General features: G+C 39.2%; 16 protein-coding genes. 8 read left to right on the top strand and 8 right to left on the bottom strand.

What is annotated here, in order from left to right; genetic code table 11:
• Positions 1-126: 126 nt before the first annotated feature.
• The gene (locus CJ263_RS17960; RefSeq protein WP_094998533.1) at positions 127-1,524 is read right to left on the bottom strand and encodes a S1C family serine protease; all 1,398 of its coding nucleotides are present in this window, start codon (positions 1,522-1,524) and stop codon (positions 127-129) included.
• Between the two features lie 127 nt (positions 1,525-1,651).
• Here CJ263_RS17960 and dapF point away from each other — a divergent pair, with 127 nt between their 5' ends.
• The 4 genes from dapF to CJ263_RS17980 all read left to right on the top strand — a co-directional run bounded on the left by dapF (position 1,652) and on the right by CJ263_RS17980 (position 4,766).
• On the top strand, positions 1,652-2,428 hold the full coding sequence (gene dapF, locus CJ263_RS17965) for a diaminopimelate epimerase (protein WP_094998534.1): 777 nt from the start codon (positions 1,652-1,654) through the stop codon (positions 2,426-2,428).
• Positions 2,422-2,946, top strand: coding sequence for a GNAT family N-acetyltransferase (locus CJ263_RS17970; protein WP_094998535.1), 525 nt, complete (start codon positions 2,422-2,424; stop codon positions 2,944-2,946). Before dapF ends, CJ263_RS17970 begins: the two co-directional genes overlap by 7 nt.
• Positions 2,946-3,989: an endolytic transglycosylase MltG gene (gene mltG, locus CJ263_RS17975; RefSeq protein ID WP_094998536.1), complete on the top strand. Its 1,044-nt coding sequence runs from the start codon at positions 2,946-2,948 to the stop codon at positions 3,987-3,989. The genes CJ263_RS17970 and mltG overlap by 1 nt, the downstream gene beginning before the upstream one ends.
• Positions 3,990-4,136: 147 nt before the next feature.
• Positions 4,137-4,766, top strand: coding sequence for a hypothetical protein (locus tag CJ263_RS17980; protein ID WP_094998537.1), 630 nt, complete (start codon positions 4,137-4,139; stop codon positions 4,764-4,766).
• Between the two features lie 52 nt (positions 4,767-4,818).
• On the opposite strand, the gene CJ263_RS17985 is transcribed toward CJ263_RS17980, so the two are convergent.
• Genes CJ263_RS17985 through dnaA form a run of 3 tightly spaced genes read right to left on the bottom strand, consistent with a single transcriptional unit; the run spans position 4,819 to position 7,427 of the window.
• Positions 4,819-5,538 carry an SAM-dependent methyltransferase gene (locus CJ263_RS17985; protein WP_094999304.1) on the bottom strand — a complete coding sequence of 240 codons (720 nt, stop codon included), beginning with the start codon at positions 5,536-5,538 and terminating at the stop codon, positions 4,819-4,821.
• A gap of 6 nt (positions 5,539-5,544) precedes the next feature.
• A complete protein-coding gene (locus tag CJ263_RS17990) occupies positions 5,545-5,997 on the bottom strand; it encodes a low molecular weight protein-tyrosine-phosphatase (RefSeq protein ID WP_094998538.1) in 453 nt (150 codons plus the stop codon).
• Between the two features lie 5 nt (positions 5,998-6,002).
• On the bottom strand, positions 6,003-7,427 hold the full coding sequence (gene dnaA, locus CJ263_RS17995) for a chromosomal replication initiator protein DnaA (protein WP_094998539.1): 1,425 nt from the start codon (positions 7,425-7,427) through the stop codon (positions 6,003-6,005).
• A gap of 205 nt (positions 7,428-7,632) precedes the next feature.
• Between dnaA and CJ263_RS18000 the strand changes: the two genes are divergently transcribed.
• Positions 7,633-8,028 (top strand): acyl-CoA thioesterase, encoded by a 396-nt coding sequence (locus CJ263_RS18000; RefSeq protein ID WP_094998540.1) that lies wholly within the window; start codon positions 7,633-7,635, stop codon positions 8,026-8,028.
• Positions 8,029-8,039: 11 nt separating this feature from the next.
• Here CJ263_RS18000 and CJ263_RS18005 read toward each other — a convergent pair whose 3' ends face one another.
• From CJ263_RS18005 to ribD, 4 genes are read right to left on the bottom strand one after another with little or no spacing between them, the layout of a single operon-like run.
• A complete protein-coding gene (locus CJ263_RS18005; protein WP_094998541.1) occupies positions 8,040-8,654 on the bottom strand; it encodes an IMPACT family protein in 615 nt (204 codons plus the stop codon).
• 7 nt (positions 8,655-8,661) lie between these two features.
• Positions 8,662-9,552, bottom strand: coding sequence for an EamA family transporter (locus CJ263_RS18010; protein WP_094998542.1), 891 nt, complete (start codon positions 9,550-9,552; stop codon positions 8,662-8,664).
• Complete coding sequence (locus CJ263_RS18015) at positions 9,552-10,154, bottom strand: HAD family hydrolase (RefSeq protein WP_094998543.1); 603 nt, start codon at positions 10,152-10,154, stop codon at positions 9,552-9,554. Before CJ263_RS18015 ends, CJ263_RS18010 begins: the two co-directional genes overlap by 1 nt.
• Positions 10,132-11,232: a bifunctional diaminohydroxyphosphoribosylaminopyrimidine deaminase/5-amino-6-(5-phosphoribosylamino)uracil reductase RibD gene (gene ribD / locus CJ263_RS18020; protein WP_229702434.1), complete on the bottom strand. Its 1,101-nt coding sequence runs from the start codon at positions 11,230-11,232 to the stop codon at positions 10,132-10,134. Before ribD ends, CJ263_RS18015 begins: the two co-directional genes overlap by 23 nt.
• Positions 11,233-11,330: 98 nt before the next feature.
• On the opposite strand from ribD, the gene CJ263_RS18025 reads away from it, so the two are divergent.
• From CJ263_RS18025 to ligA, 3 genes are read left to right on the top strand one after another with little or no spacing between them, the layout of a single operon-like run.
• Positions 11,331-11,816 carry a GNAT family N-acetyltransferase gene (locus CJ263_RS18025; protein ID WP_094998544.1) on the top strand — a complete coding sequence of 162 codons (486 nt, stop codon included), beginning with the start codon at positions 11,331-11,333 and terminating at the stop codon, positions 11,814-11,816.
• On the top strand, positions 11,817-12,665 hold the full coding sequence (gene prmC, locus CJ263_RS18030; RefSeq protein WP_094998545.1) for a peptide chain release factor N(5)-glutamine methyltransferase: 849 nt from the start codon (positions 11,817-11,819) through the stop codon (positions 12,663-12,665).
• A 5-nt stretch (positions 12,666-12,670) separates the two neighbouring features.
• Positions 12,671-14,665, top strand: a complete 1,995-nt coding sequence (gene ligA, locus CJ263_RS18035) for an NAD-dependent DNA ligase LigA (RefSeq protein ID WP_094998546.1) — start codon at positions 12,671-12,673, stop codon at positions 14,663-14,665.
• Positions 14,666-14,671: the final 6 nt, after the last annotated feature.

A 14,671-nucleotide genomic window follows, 5' to 3' on the forward strand; every position in this document is an offset into this window, starting at 1 on the left:
TTCGTGACATATTAGGTGGTTGTTATAAATATTATCAAAATTAAACATTCTGAAAACTATTATAACATACAAATAAATCAAAGAAGCATCCGTTTTTATGGATGCTTCTTTTAAATGTATTATGATTTATTGAAAAATTAAGCGTTCTCGTTCGCCTTTTTCGTTGAGCATGGTAATGATGGTCTTTCCATATCGTGATATCGACCCAAAAGCAGTGTCTGCATCGGATATATTATTTATTTCCTTATCATCTACCTGTACAATGACCTTTCCTTCCAAGCCATAGCCTCGATATAGTTCAGGCACGCCCGTTATTTTAACCCCTTTCTTGGTCCTAAACCTTTTTTGATCCTCCTTGGTAAGATTTTTTACTTCCATTCCCATAGCGGGAACTATTAATTGTTGACGTTCTCTCAGTATCACCGGTAGGGTTAGCAATTCCTCATTTCTTTCTATAGTCACATTAATTGTGTCATTGGGCCTTTTGGTGCCCAAATATCCTGAAAGATCTGGATATTTGTGTATTTCGATTTGATCTATTTTTTTTATAATATCGCCTAATTGCAATCCAGCTTCCTCGGCACCTGATTCCTCTTCAATATCTTCTATATAAACCCCGTCAATATCATTGATTCCTCTTTTTATAGCATCCCTTGTATTCACGGGTGCAGGTGTTATTCCCATAAAGGCTTTGTGAACGTTGCCGTACTCCATAATATCATTTACGACCTTTTTGGCAATATTGCTGGGAACGGCAAAGGAATATCCAACATAGGAACCGGTTTGGGATGAAATAGCCGTATTGATTCCTATTAAATCCCCATTGGTATTGACCAAGGCACCTCCTGAATTCCCCGGATTTACTGCGGCATCGGTTTGTATGAAAGATTGGTTTGAACGCGTGTCCAAACTTCTGGCTTTGGCACTAACGATACCCGCTGTGACCGTAGAAGTAAGGTTAAAAGGGTTTCCGACCGCCAAAACCCATTCCCCAATCTTAGTGTTGTCCGAGTCTCCAAACGCCAAATAAGGTAATTTGTCATCGGTGTCAATCTTAATTAGGGCAATATCTGAATTTGGATCCGTACCTACCAATTCCGCTTCGAAGGTCTTATTATTGTTTAAGGTAACCTGTAACTGAGTGGCGTTGGCGATTACATGGTTGTTCGTTACAATATATCCATCCTGTGAAATGATTACCCCAGATCCTGTACCTACTTGTGGGGTAACGGTACCTCCCGAACCATAAAAGAAGTCAAAAACACTATTTCTTCTGGTGTTCAGGGTAAGGTTTTTAACGTGGACCACTGAATTTACGGTACGTTCCGCCGCATTGGTGAAATCTACTTCGTTAATACCAGCGCCCAAAGCCGAAGTAGGGGTGTAGTTCGTACTGAATAAAGGCTGCGAATCGTTTGAGGAGACAATTGCATAATTGGGCTTCTCAAAAAGAAGTTTATAGGCACCCAAGGTAATTGCTCCTGCACAGATGGAAACGAGTAAAAGTCCTCCAATTTTCTTCATAATCTATACTGTTTTAACCATTTAAGGGTAAAATTACATCATTTCCATTTTTATGGTAGTGGTTTAACGACTTTTTAACTGCAATGATGCCTTGAATAAATCATATCTTTGTGTTTTAACACTTAGTATGACCGCTACATTTTTTAAATATCAAGGCACGGGAAACGACTTTGTAATGATCGATAATAGGACATTGTTTTTTCCAAAAGAGGACAATGGGCTCGTTGCCTTTTTATGCCATAGAAGATTTGGAATTGGTGCGGATGGACTTATTCTTCTTGAAAACGATGAATCCCATGATTTTAGGATGGTATATTATAATGCTGATGGTAGAGAGGGAAGTATGTGCGGAAATGGTGGAAGATGTATAGTGGCATTTGCAAAGTTTTTAGGCATCATTGAAAGAAAAGCAAAATTCATCGCTGTGGATGGACCTCATACTGCTACAGTTGACGGAGATATCGTCAGTCTTAAAATGCAAGACGTTACCGAAATTAAAAGAAAACCCAGCGCCTTGTATCTGAATACCGGATCTCCGCACCATGTACAATTGGTTTCCAAACTAAGTACGTTCAATGTAGCCAAGGAAGGCGCTAAATTAAGGTACGGCATTTATGGGGAGGTGGGAAGCAATATTAATTTTGTAGAGCAAGAGTCAGAGGATACTTTCAATGTAAGGACCTACGAAAGAGGGGTCGAGGACGAGACACTTTCTTGTGGTACAGGCGTTACGGCTGTGGCTTTGGCCATGCATGAATTAGGAAAAATAAAAAGTAACTATGCCCACATCAATGCGGTTGGTGGTAAGTTAAAGATTGAATTTGAATTTAGTGAAGGAAGCTATGGTCAAATTCACTTAATAGGGGAGGCCAAGCAAGTTTTTAAAGGAGAAATTACATGGTAAGTCTCCAAGGAAATAAAGTTAAGCTAAGGGCCCTTGAAAAAGAAGATTTGGATTTGCTTTTTGAATTGGAGAATAATCCATCAGTTTGGGAAATTAGCGGAACAATAACACCGTATTCCAGGGATGTCCTAAAATTGTATTTGGACAATGCACATAGGGATATTTATGACGTCAAACAGTTACGATTAGTTATTTGTACCTTAAATAATGAGTCCTTGGGATTAATAGACCTTTTTGATTTCGATCCAAAAAATAAAAGAGCGGGGATAGGTGTTTTAATAAATGATAAAGGAGATAGAAATAAAGGAATTGGCACCGAATCCCTTGAAATACTATGTAAGTATGCTTTTAAGACCTTACAATTAAAACAACTTTATGCTAATATTCTGGAAGAAAACGAAAGAAGTATCCACCTTTTTAAAAAATTAGGTTTTGAATTGGTAGGTACCAAAAAGAATTGGATTTTCAGCGAAGGTGTTTTTAAAAACGAATTATTGTTTCAAAAGATTTTTTATTAATGTATATCAAAAAAATATTGTTAGCTATTTTACTCTTAGGCTTAATTGCCGGAGGAGTATTCGCTTATATGGTCTATAATACCTTTTTTACGCCCAATACCAATTTTAATAATGAAGAGGCCTTTGTATACATTGGTTCCAATGATTCCTTTGCCGATGTCAAAGAGCAAATGGCACCCCTTTTGCATAATGTGGAAGCTTTTCAAAAGGCTGCGGAGAGAAAAGGGTATGCCTCAAATATTAAAGGGGGTAAATATCGTATTTCCAAGGGAATGAACAATAATGATATCATTAACAACTTAAGGGTCAATAATATTCCCGTGAAAGTTTCTTTTAACAATCAGGAAAGCACGGCAAGTTTGGCCGGTAGGATTGCGGAACAAATCGAAGCTGATAGCCTAAGCTTGCTTATTAGCTTTAACGATAGTGAATTTCTTCAACAAAACGGATTTAATGAAGACAATAAGCTTTCCCTTTTTATACCCAATAGTTATGAGTTTTTTTGGAATACTTCTGCAGAGCAGTTTAGGGAACGTATGTTAAAAGAGTACAAAAGATTTTGGAATGCGGACAGAATTGCAAAGGCCAAGGCCCAAAATATGACACCTAATGAGGTTGTGGCATTGGCATCCATTGTGCAAAAGGAAACGGCCAAGGTGGATGAACGGCCAAAAGTTGCAGGTTTGTATCTTAATAGATTAAGAAATGGTATGTTGTTGCAGGCGGATCCCACTGTTATATATGCGATAAAAAAAGAGACAGGTAATTTCGATACAATTATAAAAAGAGTTCTTTATAAGGACCTTGAAATTAATTCCCCATACAATACATATAAAAATACCGGGGTTCCGCCCGGACCTATTACAATGCCCGATATTAGCTCGGTAGATGCCATTTTAAACCCTGAAACTCATAGGTATTTGTACATGGTGGCCAATGTCGAGAACTTCGGTTATCATATGTTTGCAGAGGATATGGCGCAACACAACCGAAATAAGGAACAGTATATCCGTTGGCTTAACAAACAGAAAATCAACAGATAGGAGGTTGTCGTAATTTTAAGACATCTTAACTAATAGGGTGTATTTTTAACAAATCCTTCCCAATTTACATTTTTAACATATGTAACTTTGCCCCGAGAAATTTAAGCAAGCATTTTTTTGTGCCATAAGTCTTAAGAAAAACACAGTATGAAAAGATGGATATTAATAACTTGTCCTCTTATCGCTATTTTTATTTTGTCGAGTTTCAGCTTTAGTATTTTTAATGTTGAAGTTCCAGAAGCTCTCAAGGTAAAAGAACCCTCCCCGTTTTTGTTCCCCCAGGACAAAGCAGTATTCGAAAAAATTAATGTACAGCCACCCTTTTTGGGCAGTAAATATATAGGCTTTAAAGAGGCCTTGGCTTTCAAGGAGTCACAAGGAAACTATGCTGCAGTAAATTCTTTTGGATATATGGGAAAATACCAATTTGGTATTAATACTTTGGCCTTGGTGGGTGTGCGTGATTCCATACATTTTTTGGAAAACCCCGCATTGCAAGAGGAGGTATTCGAAAAGAATATAGCTCGTAACAAATGGATTTTAAGAAAGGATATCGCAAGATTTGTGGGAAAACGTATCAATGGTATTGAAATTACGGAATCCGGTATTCTGGCAGCGGCTCACTTGGCAGGTCCTGGCAATGTGAAACAATATTTGCGTTCCTTTGGAAAAACGGATGTCATGGATGGTTATGGTACCACAATTGCCACGTATCTAAAGAAGTTTTCAGGTTATGATATTACCTTGATCAAGCCTATTAAAAACGCTAGGATTTAAAGTTTTTTAAATATGAAAATGGGAAAGCCTTGGCAGATATGTCAAGGTTTTTTTATGCCTGAATTATAAAGATTGTTGGGCGTTTGTGCAAGTCAACATGTTCATTTTTCCATTGAGAAGCAGTTTTTGTTCTAATGAACTCGTTATTCAAGGTAATATCGCAGGCCACACAGATTTGTGTGCTTCCTGATACGGTTTTGACCAATTCTTCCAAAAGTTTATTGTTGCGATAGGGTGTTTCTATGAATAGTTGTGATTGGTTTTCTTCTTTGGATTTTCTTTCCAATTTCTTAATTTCTTTCCTTCGCTCCGCATTATCTATGGGAAGATATCCATTAAAGGCAAAATTCTGGCCGTTTAAACCACTGGCCATTAAGGCCAATACAACGGAGGATGGCCCCACCAAAGGTACTACCTGAATATTTTTTTCGTGGGCAATTTTTACCACCGCGGCACCGGGGTCTGCAATACCTGGACAACCAGCTTCCGAAAGTATACCCACATTCAACCCTTCCAGACAAGGATTTAAAAAACTCGGTATTTCAGAGACTTCGGTAAACTTGTTAAGGGCTTGTAGCACTAGGGATGGCTGTGATTTTCTAGGTGAAATTTTTTTGATGAAGTGTCTCGCCGTCTTTTCATTTTCAACAATATATATATTGATATCCTCAATGGCCCTTTTTATGGAAATGGGCAATACCTCAAGAGGGGGAATGTCTCCCAAGGTTGTAGGAATTAAGTAAAGTTTACCTTTTTTAGAATCTTGGTCCATCATAGATTAAGATAGTTTTTTGGCAATTTCCTCACAGGCCTTGTCAATGAGTTGATAGACCTTTTCAAAACCATCGACTGAATCATAATAGGGATCAGGAACCTCATTTTCCTTGATGCTTGCCTCACTGAGCAATAACTTGACCTTGGCCACTTGACCCTTATTTCTACTTAAGCTAATGATGTTGGCATAATTGCTTTTATCCATGGCATAAATAACATCAAACTCCTCTAAATCTGAATAAGAAAGCTTTCTACAAACTTGTTGACTTATGTCGATCCCATACTTTTTGGCTACTGCTATAGATCTAGGGTCTGGAGGATTTCCTATATGGTAGCCACCCGTTCCTGCCGAGTCTACCCATACAGCATCTGTATCTATCTTGCTTTTTAGAATACCCTCTGCCAATGGCGACCTACAGATATTCCCTAGGCATACCATTAAAACTTTGGTCTTCATCTGGATTAGGAGAATTTTTTGGTCAGGTCTTCTATATATTTTCGGAACTGTTTGTCCGTTTCAGCCAAGTTGTCTACGGTTTTGCAAGCATGCAGTACTGTAGCGTGATCTCTCTTACCAATCTGGGATCCTATGCTCGCCAAAGAGGCCTTGGTGAATTTTTTTGCAAAGAACATGGCCAACTGTCGGGCTTGTACGATATGCCTTTTCCTTGTTTTTGATTGTAGGGTGGCAACATCCATTTCAAAGTAGTCTGATACCACCTTCTGAATGTAATCTATGGATACTTCCCTTTTGGTGTTCTTCACGAATTTTTCTACCACTTGCTGGGCCAATTCAATGGTAACCTCGCGTTTGTTTAAAGTAGATTGCGCAATTAAGGAAATAATGGCACCTTCCAATTCCCGTATATTGGTCTTGATGTGTTTGGCCACGTAATCGATAATATCATCGGGCATTTCCACACCATCCCTATACAATTTGTTTTTTAGTATGGAAATACGGGTTTCGTAATCTGGACTCTGGAGTTCAGCAGAAAGTCCCCATTTGAAGCGGGATAGTAGTCGTTGTTCAAAATCCTGCATGTCCACCGGAGCCTTGTCCGAGGTTAACACAACCTGTTTTCCGTTTTGATGCAGATGATTGAAAATGTGGAAGAAAACATCCTGTGTTCCAGACTTACCGGAAAGGAACTGCACATCGTCAATAATCAGTACATCTATCAATTGGTAGAAATGGATGAAATCATTTCTGGTATTCTTCTTTACGGACTCAATATATTGCTGAGTAAATTTTTCAGCGGAAATATAAAGTACGGTACGCTCTGGATATTTGTCCTTTATTTCCACCCCAATAGCATGCGCCAAGTGTGTCTTTCCCAAACCAACGCCACCAAAAACTAAAAGGGGGTTAAAGGATGTACCTCCTGGTTTATTGGCTACGGCCATGCCCGCGGAACGTGCAAGCCTGTTGGAATCCCCTTCTAAAAAATTATCAAAATTATAATTTGGGTTTAATTGGGATTCAATCTTTATGTTTCTGATTCCAGGGATAACAAAAGGATTCCGTAATTCTGGATTTTTTGACTTTATGGGAACGTCCATTTCCTGCGGACTCATATTGCCCCTATTGGAACTTGGTATTTTCTCCGTAAAAGGTTCCTTGTTGCCATAGGTGTTTTCCATTCTAATGATGTACACCAATTTTGCAGTTTCTCCAAGCTGCTTTGTCAAAGCCACTTTAAGAAGCTTGACATAATGCTCTTCTAGCCACTCATAGAAAAATTTACTGGGAACTTGTATGCTCAAGGCATTGTCAGAGAGTTTGATAGGTTTGATAGGCTCAAACCAAGTTTTGAATGCCTGCGGTTGGATATTATCTTTGATAAACACCAAACAATTTTTCCATACGGAATCGGCAGTAACATTCATAATAAAAAAGGCTCTTGTTATTGGTTAGTTAAAAGTGATCAAAACAAAAATTAGAGACAAATATTTTAGCTCTGTAAGGTGGACAAATATGTGAACAAAAATTCTAAAAAAAAAATCAATACCTATTGAATTTGACCTTTTTTTTTCTCATGTTCGCCACCAAACATCGGGGGACTTTAAATATATAGTTTTTAATCAAAAATCAATGGAATTTAACGAAATTTCTTTTCGCGTAAGATATGCCGAAACAGACCAAATGGGAATTGTGTATTATGGCAATTATGCCCAATACTTGGAGATGGGTAGGGTAGAGTGGCTAAGATCCCTTGGGGTTTCCTATAAATGGATGGAAGAAAACGGTGTTATGCTTCCAGTAATCTCACTAAAGGTGGATTATAAAAATTCTGCCAGGTATGATGACCTTATCACCGTGAGGACCCAACTAAAAAAATTGCCCTCAGTTCGTATAGAATTTGACTATTCCATTTTTAATGAAGATGGTGAAATTTTAATCGAGGCCAATACCGTTTTGGTGTTCATGGACTCCCATAGGAAAAAGCCTATAAAATGTCCAGAATATATTTTGGAAAAATTAACCTGATTCTTTTAAAATTAAGAAAGGACTTTTATTTCTAATTTGTGATGTGCTTTCAACTTGGACAATATATCTCTAAAATGATTTTTTGGCACCGAAATAATGATTTTACAATTGAGATGTAACTCCTGTGAATCAATTTCCAATTGATGCTTTTTTATAAATCGCATCACCGTATCCATTTCTTCATAATCAAATGTTATTTGAAGTTGTCCCTTTAATACCCTTTCTTCAATTCTCGAATTTTCCAAAGCTATTTTGGCTGCTTCCCTGTAGGCAGAAATCAACCCGCCGACGCCTAGTTTTGTGCCACCAAATATCCTGGCTACGGCTATCAGTATGTTAGTTACCTCAAAAGATTGAATTTGACCATATATGGGCATTCCTGCAGAGTTGTTAGGTTCCCCATCGTCATTTGCTCTATAGGAGATATCCGTTACGCCCAATTGCCAAGCATAGCAAACATGGTTTGCGGTAGGATGCTTTTTTTTAAGTTCTTCAATGATGGATTTTACTTCTTCCTCACTTTGTACTGGAAAGGCATATCCATAAAACTTGCTTTTCCGCTCCTTATAAAGTATTTCCTCGGAGGGTTGTGTAATGGTTCTATATGTAGCGCTTTCCTTTTCCATTGCCAATTTAGTTGATCAATGTGTTTAGGTTATAGCCCCCAAGAGCGACCAAAACAATACTTAGTACGGCCAGCCCTATCCCGATCCAATTTTTGGCACTTATGCGTTCTTTGAACAAAACGATACCTACTAACGTAGAAAGCATAACGATGGCAACATTGTTAATTGTAAATATTGAAGCACTATTTAAAATAGAGTTGTCTAAAGACTTCATTAAAAAGTATATAGAAAAATAATTTGGAACTCCTAAACAGCATCCTCCAATGATGTCCCTTAGGCTGATTCGCAAAGGTTTTTTAATCGATTTGACGGTAAGGAAAAGAATACCAACGCTGGCAGCTGAACCAAAAACCAAGGCGGAGAATAAGGAAAATTCTTGCTCCGGCACATAAAATGCCTGTGCATATTTAATGCATGTATCTATAATACCGGAACCCAAAAAAACGGCAATAGGAAGAAATAATAAATAGGTGTGGGATAGCACATTCTTTTTTTTCATGGACGCTAAATAAACGGCCGCCAGCGCAAGTAGAATGCCGATAATTTCAAAAAGCCCCAAACGTTCCCCGTACATCCAAATCCCGAAAATGACCGGTATTGCCAAGGACATTTTCGTTGCCACGGATGCTGCGGACACCCCTATTTTTTGGGATGTAGCCGCCATTAAATTAAAGACGACTATAAACAGTATGCCCATGAAAACAGTGCCCCAAAACCAAGGTTTGGCTGTTATCTCAGACGCTACGAGGTTTCCTTGGAAGGAGTAAAGACCTACAAGGCAAGCAATTACATAATTGATGATTATAGCGTTAAGGGTCTGGATTTTAAACCTGTCATAGAGTTTGAAAATCACAAATATCAGACTGGATGCTAATACACTAAGTGCCAAATATTCCATTATAACCTCTGGGTAAGTTCAATGATGTCCTGTTCGCCTACCTGTAAATTCCAGCACTGTATACCCATTTTATTGGCACTATCTGTATTTTCCTTGGTATCGTCAATAAATAAGGTTTCTTCGGGTATCAGGGTGTTTAGAGCAAGGACGTGCTCATAGATTTCAGTATTGGGTTTTCTCATTTTTATCTCGTGGGACAAGTAAAAACCTTCAAAACATGTTTTAAACCGTTCAAAACGTGTTTTACCCATGGTCTGTGCTACATGCTGAATGTGTAGGTCATTGGTATTGCTCAACAAAAACATTCTGTATGTGCCTTTCTCTTTTAGCTGCTCTAAAAATTCCAATCGGTATTCTGGAAAATCTAAGAGAATGGAATTCCATGCAACAATCAAATCCGTTTCCGTCGCTTTGGGGTAGAGTGCATTTAGCGTTTTAATAAATTCGTTGGAGGTAATAAGGCCGGTTTCGTATTGTTTTGCAAAGGTGTCCATCTCCATGGTCATTTCCTCAAATCCAAATGCCTCCATATTTCTAAAGACCGCTGGCTTGTCCAAGTTCAAAAAGATGTCGCCAAAATCAAAGATGATGTTCTTGATCATTTCTCAATATTTTTAAAAGGTCGTTTTGTATTTGCTTTTCCTTAATAATTCTGCCCTCTAGGAGAGGTGCTGGTAAACCGTCTCCAAAGAAAATATCTCCTGTAAAAATCCTCGCTTCGTCCCAAAGATTTTCGTTGATAAAGCTTTGTATCGTTTTGGCGCCGCCCTCAACAAAAACACTCTGAATATTTAGTTCATATAATTTTTTAGACATGTCTAAAGCCATATTATAATTTTCATTAATATTCACTAAATCAATATTTTTATATTTATTAATTGAATTTTTTATTGAAGTGAATAATATGGTAGGTGAAATTCCTTCAAAAACATGAAAACCCATCGGTATTTTTTGATTTCTGTCGATAATAATCCGAATAGGGTGTCTTCCTGTCCACCATCTCACATCTAGTTTCGGGTTGTCCTCCAGCACTGTATTCGTACCCGTCAAAATACCTTGCTCTTCACTACGCCATTTGTGCACCAGTTGCCTGGAATATTCGTTCGTAATCCAAAAAGGGGCTGGATTTTCCTTACGTATTTCCTTTGTAGGTGCTATGAAACCATCTAAGGTTTGGGCCCATTTTAAGATTATATAGGGGCGTTTTTTTTCGTGAAAGGTTAGAAAGCGTTTATGGTGCTCTCGGCATTCCTTCTCCAATACACCTATAGTCACCTCACAACCCGCCTCCTCAAGCAATTGGATTCCTCTTCCGGAAACCTTCTCATGCGGGTCCTTCAATCCAATAACGACCTTGGGTATCTTATGTTTGATGATAAGATCTGCGCATGGGGGAGTTTTGCCATAGTGGGAGCAAGGTTCTAGGGTAACGTATAAGGTGGACTTGTAAAGCGGACTTTTATCTTTAACGGAATCAATGGCATTTACCTCGGCGTGAGGGCCGCCATACGCACTTGTGCATCCTTCCCCGATGATACGGTCATCATAGACAATTACGGCCCCTACCATGGGGTTTGGTGCTGTTTGACCCAAACCATTCTTTGCAATTTCTATGCATCGGCGCATATAAAGTTCATCCATCGATAGTTCCGAATTGGAGCGATTTGTAAATCCAGTCATACAGGTTAGATTATTGAAAATTGCGTTTTAGGTTTTTGCTCAATTCGTGTATCTTCACAAATCAAAAATAGCACTTTAAAGCCTAATGGGTAAACGCAATGAAGGAGGTTCGCATTAGAGAAATAAATCCAGGTGACAATGAGGAGGTTGCTCGGGTGGTTAGGGAGGTTTTGGTGGAAATGGGTGTGCCTAAGGTGGGTACCGCCTATGCGGACAAGGCTTTGGATTATATGTATGAGAAATATGATGTGCCCAAGGCTACTTATTTTGTAATCGATGATGGGGGAAATATCATTGGTTGCGCCGGGGTGGCGCAATTGGAGAACTATGAGGGTAACGTGTGCGAATTGCAAAAAATGTACTTTTTAAAAGAGGCCAGGGGGAGAGGTCTGGGCGCCAAAATGATGGAGGTCTGTTTGGACCGCGCTCGTGAGTTTGGTTATGAAAAATGTTATCTGGAAACGATGCCCTACATGAAGGATGCCCAGAAATTGTACAAAAAATCAGGATTTGAATATATTGATGCACCAATGGGTAATACGGGTCATTATTCTTGTCCTGTCTGGATGTTGAAGACTTTATAGATGCTGTTAAAGGAGATTAAAAAGATTTTTCATCAGGAATTGAATGAAATTTACGGGGAAGACGAAGTTTCCAGTTTTTTCTATTTACTGATTGAACATTACTTGGGCTTGGAGCGTTTCGTTCTGGCAATTCAGCCTAATCTTATGGTTGACAAGCAAGAGGAAACAAAATTATTTAAAGCATTGTCTGAGTTAAAAATAAATCGGCCGATCCAATATATTACGGGTAGGGCATATTTTATGGATATGGAATTTAAGGTAGGTCCCGGTGTCTTGATTCCACGTCCGGAAACCGAGGAATTGGCGCGATGGGTAGTTTCGGATGTGACTGAAATTTCTGAAAGCTTGGATATTTTGGATATGGGAACAGGAAGTGGATGTATTGCCATCGGCCTTGCAAAAGTGTTGAAAAATGCAAACGTTCACGCTCTTGATATTTCTGAGGAAGCGTTGGGGTTAGCTAAGGAGAATGCACGAAATAATGATGCCGATGTTCATTTTTTTCAATCTGACATGACCAATTTTAGTATTAAACAAAAATTTGATATAGTAGCTTCTAATCCTCCTTATGTTAGATATTTAGAAAAAAATAAAATGAACAATAATGTATTGGATTATGAGCCTGAAACGGCTTTGTTCGTTTCGGACGATGACCCATTATTTTTTTATAGGAGTATAGCGGAATTCACCACAAAAAACCTAAAACCAAACGGTATGTTGTATCTTGAAATCAATCAGTATTTGGGAGTCGAAACTTGTTGCTTATTGAAAAAATATGATTTTGAAAAGATTGAATTGCGAAAGGATATGTTTGGGAACGACAGAATGATTAAAGCTATCAAGAATTAAGAACAATGAGCATCGAAGATAAAATCAAGGCCTTAAGGGACGAGTTGAGGGAGCACAATTACAACTATTACGTTCTGGACAATCCCTCGATATCCGACTATGAGTTTGATATGAAGTTGAAGGAGCTACAGGACTTGGAGATCAAGCATCCCGAGTATTTTGATGAAAGTTCGCCCACCATTCGGGTGGGGGGCATGGTGACCAAACAATTCGAAACCATTGTGCATGAGCATAGGATGTACTCCTTGGACAATTCATATTCTAAGGAAGATCTGGAAGAATGGGAAAAAAGAATACAGCGAAATTTAGGTGATGCCCCGGTTGAATACACATGCGAACTTAAGTATGATGGAGCCTCCATTAGCATTACCTACGAAAACGGAAAATTAGTGAGAGCGGTGACCCGTGGGGACGGTTTTCAAGGCGATGATGTTACTACCAACATAAAAACCATAAAGTCGGTTCCCTTACAATTAAAAGGGGATTATCCTGATAAATTTGATATTCGTGGGGAAATAGTATTGCCATTTGAAGGTTTTGCGAAAATGAACGAAGAACGGATTACCAACGGGGAGGAGCCCTATATGAATCCCAGGAATACGGCGTCCGGCAGTCTAAAGTTGCAGGATAGTGCCCTAGTGGCCCAACGTCCTTTGGAATGTCTTCTGTATAGTATTGTTGGAAGGAATATAGGTATATCGACCCAGTTTGAAATGTTGGAGAAGGCTCGTGAATGGGGTTTTAAGGTTCCAACCGTGGCCAAATTATGCAAGAGTACCCAGGAAGTAATGGACTTTGTGGAGCACTGGGATGTAAATAGGCATAGTATGCCGTATGAAACGGACGGGGTGGTGGTAAAGGTCAATAGCCTTCAGCACCAAGAAGAGTTAGGCTACACGGCGAAATCCCCCAGATGGGCGATGGCGTATAAATTTAAGGCGGAACAGGTATTTACGGTACTTAATGAAATTACCTATCAGGTGGGGCGCACGGGCGCCATAACCCCTGTAGCTAATCTGCAGCCTGTTCTGTTGGCGGGAACTACAGTTAAACGTGCATCCTTGCATAATGCTGATCAGATTGAAAAACTGGATATTCGGGAAGGAGATACCGTATTTGTTGAAAAGGGGGGTGAAATTATTCCCAAGATTATTGGGGTGGATTTTTCTAAACGACCCATGGATTCCAAACCGACGGAATATATCACGGAGTGCCCGGAATGTCACACCCCATTGGTACGAACACCGGGAGATGCCAAACACTATTGTCCTAATGAATATGGATGTCCACCACAAATCACGGGGCGAATACAACACTATATTTCAAGGAAAGCCATGGATATAGAAGGTTTGGGTGGCGAAACGGTTGAATTGCTTTTTAAGGAAGGTTTAATTGACGATTATGCGGATTTGTATGAATTGACCAAGGACCAATTACTTCCTTTGGAACGAATGGCGGAGAAGTCCGCAGAAAACCTGATTCAAGGTGTTGCGGATTCGGTTAAGGTTCCTTTTGAAAGAGTCCTGTTTGCCTTGGGTATACGATATGTAGGGGAGACTGTGGCCAAAAAACTGGCAAAAGCCTACAAAACTATTGATGCCCTTATGGTCGCTACTAAGGAGGATTTGGTATCTGTGGATGAAATTGGTGATCGTATTGCAGAAAGTGTGGTCGACTTTTTTCAAAATCCCAAAAATTTGGACGCCATCGGGCGATTGAGGCAAAAAGGGGTGCAACTGGAGTTGTCCGCCGAAAAACTTGAAAACCAAACCGATGTGTTAAACGGTGCCACTTTTGTAGTTTCGGGGGTATTTGAAACGGTGAGTAGGGACGAGCTTAAAAAGCTGATTGAGGACAATGGTGGAAAAGTAGGTTCCTCTATATCCTCCAAAACGGGTTATTTGGTTGCCGGGGACAAAATGGGACCTAGCAAAAGGACCAAAGCGGAGTCGTTGGGTATCCCTATTATCACAGAGCAAGAATTTTTAGCAATGATTTAAATAAAA

The organism is Maribacter cobaltidurans (assembly GCF_002269385.1).
In the GTDB taxonomy this organism is placed as follows: domain Bacteria; phylum Bacteroidota; class Bacteroidia; order Flavobacteriales; family Flavobacteriaceae; genus Maribacter; species Maribacter cobaltidurans.

Excerpts from the sequence above, each read along its gene's own strand:
- ribD (WP_229702434.1), bottom strand. The coding sequence starts at position 11,232 with ATGACTGGATTTACAAATCGCTCCAATTCGGAACTATCGATGGATGAA.
- CJ263_RS18010 (WP_094998542.1), bottom strand. The coding sequence starts at position 9,552 with ATGGAATATTTGGCACTTAGTGTATTAGCATCCAGTCTGATATTTGTG.
- CJ263_RS18025 (WP_094998544.1), top strand. The coding sequence starts at position 11,331 with ATGAAGGAGGTTCGCATTAGAGAAATAAATCCAGGTGACAATGAGGAG.
- mltG (WP_094998536.1), top strand. The coding sequence starts at position 2,946 with ATGTATATCAAAAAAATATTGTTAGCTATTTTACTCTTAGGCTTAATT.
- CJ263_RS17980 (WP_094998537.1), top strand. The coding sequence starts at position 4,137 with ATGAAAAGATGGATATTAATAACTTGTCCTCTTATCGCTATTTTTATT.
- CJ263_RS17990 (WP_094998538.1), bottom strand. The coding sequence starts at position 5,997 with ATGAAGACCAAAGTTTTAATGGTATGCCTAGGGAATATCTGTAGGTCG.
- CJ263_RS17960 (WP_094998533.1), bottom strand. The coding sequence starts at position 1,524 with ATGAAGAAAATTGGAGGACTTTTACTCGTTTCCATCTGTGCAGGAGCA.
- ligA (WP_094998546.1), top strand. The coding sequence starts at position 12,671 with ATGAGCATCGAAGATAAAATCAAGGCCTTAAGGGACGAGTTGAGGGAG.
- dnaA (WP_094998539.1), bottom strand. The coding sequence starts at position 7,427 with ATGAATGTTACTGCCGATTCCGTATGGAAAAATTGTTTGGTGTTTATC.
- CJ263_RS18000 (WP_094998540.1), top strand. The coding sequence starts at position 7,633 with ATGGAATTTAACGAAATTTCTTTTCGCGTAAGATATGCCGAAACAGAC.
- CJ263_RS18005 (WP_094998541.1), bottom strand. The coding sequence starts at position 8,654 with ATGGAAAAGGAAAGCGCTACATATAGAACCATTACACAACCCTCCGAG.
- CJ263_RS17970 (WP_094998535.1), top strand. The coding sequence starts at position 2,422 with ATGGTAAGTCTCCAAGGAAATAAAGTTAAGCTAAGGGCCCTTGAAAAA.
- CJ263_RS17985 (WP_094999304.1), bottom strand. The coding sequence starts at position 5,538 with ATGGACCAAGATTCTAAAAAAGGTAAACTTTACTTAATTCCTACAACC.
- CJ263_RS18015 (WP_094998543.1), bottom strand. The coding sequence starts at position 10,154 with ATGATCAAGAACATCATCTTTGATTTTGGCGACATCTTTTTGAACTTG.
- dapF (WP_094998534.1), top strand. The coding sequence starts at position 1,652 with ATGACCGCTACATTTTTTAAATATCAAGGCACGGGAAACGACTTTGTA.
- prmC (WP_094998545.1), top strand. The coding sequence starts at position 11,817 with ATGCTGTTAAAGGAGATTAAAAAGATTTTTCATCAGGAATTGAATGAA.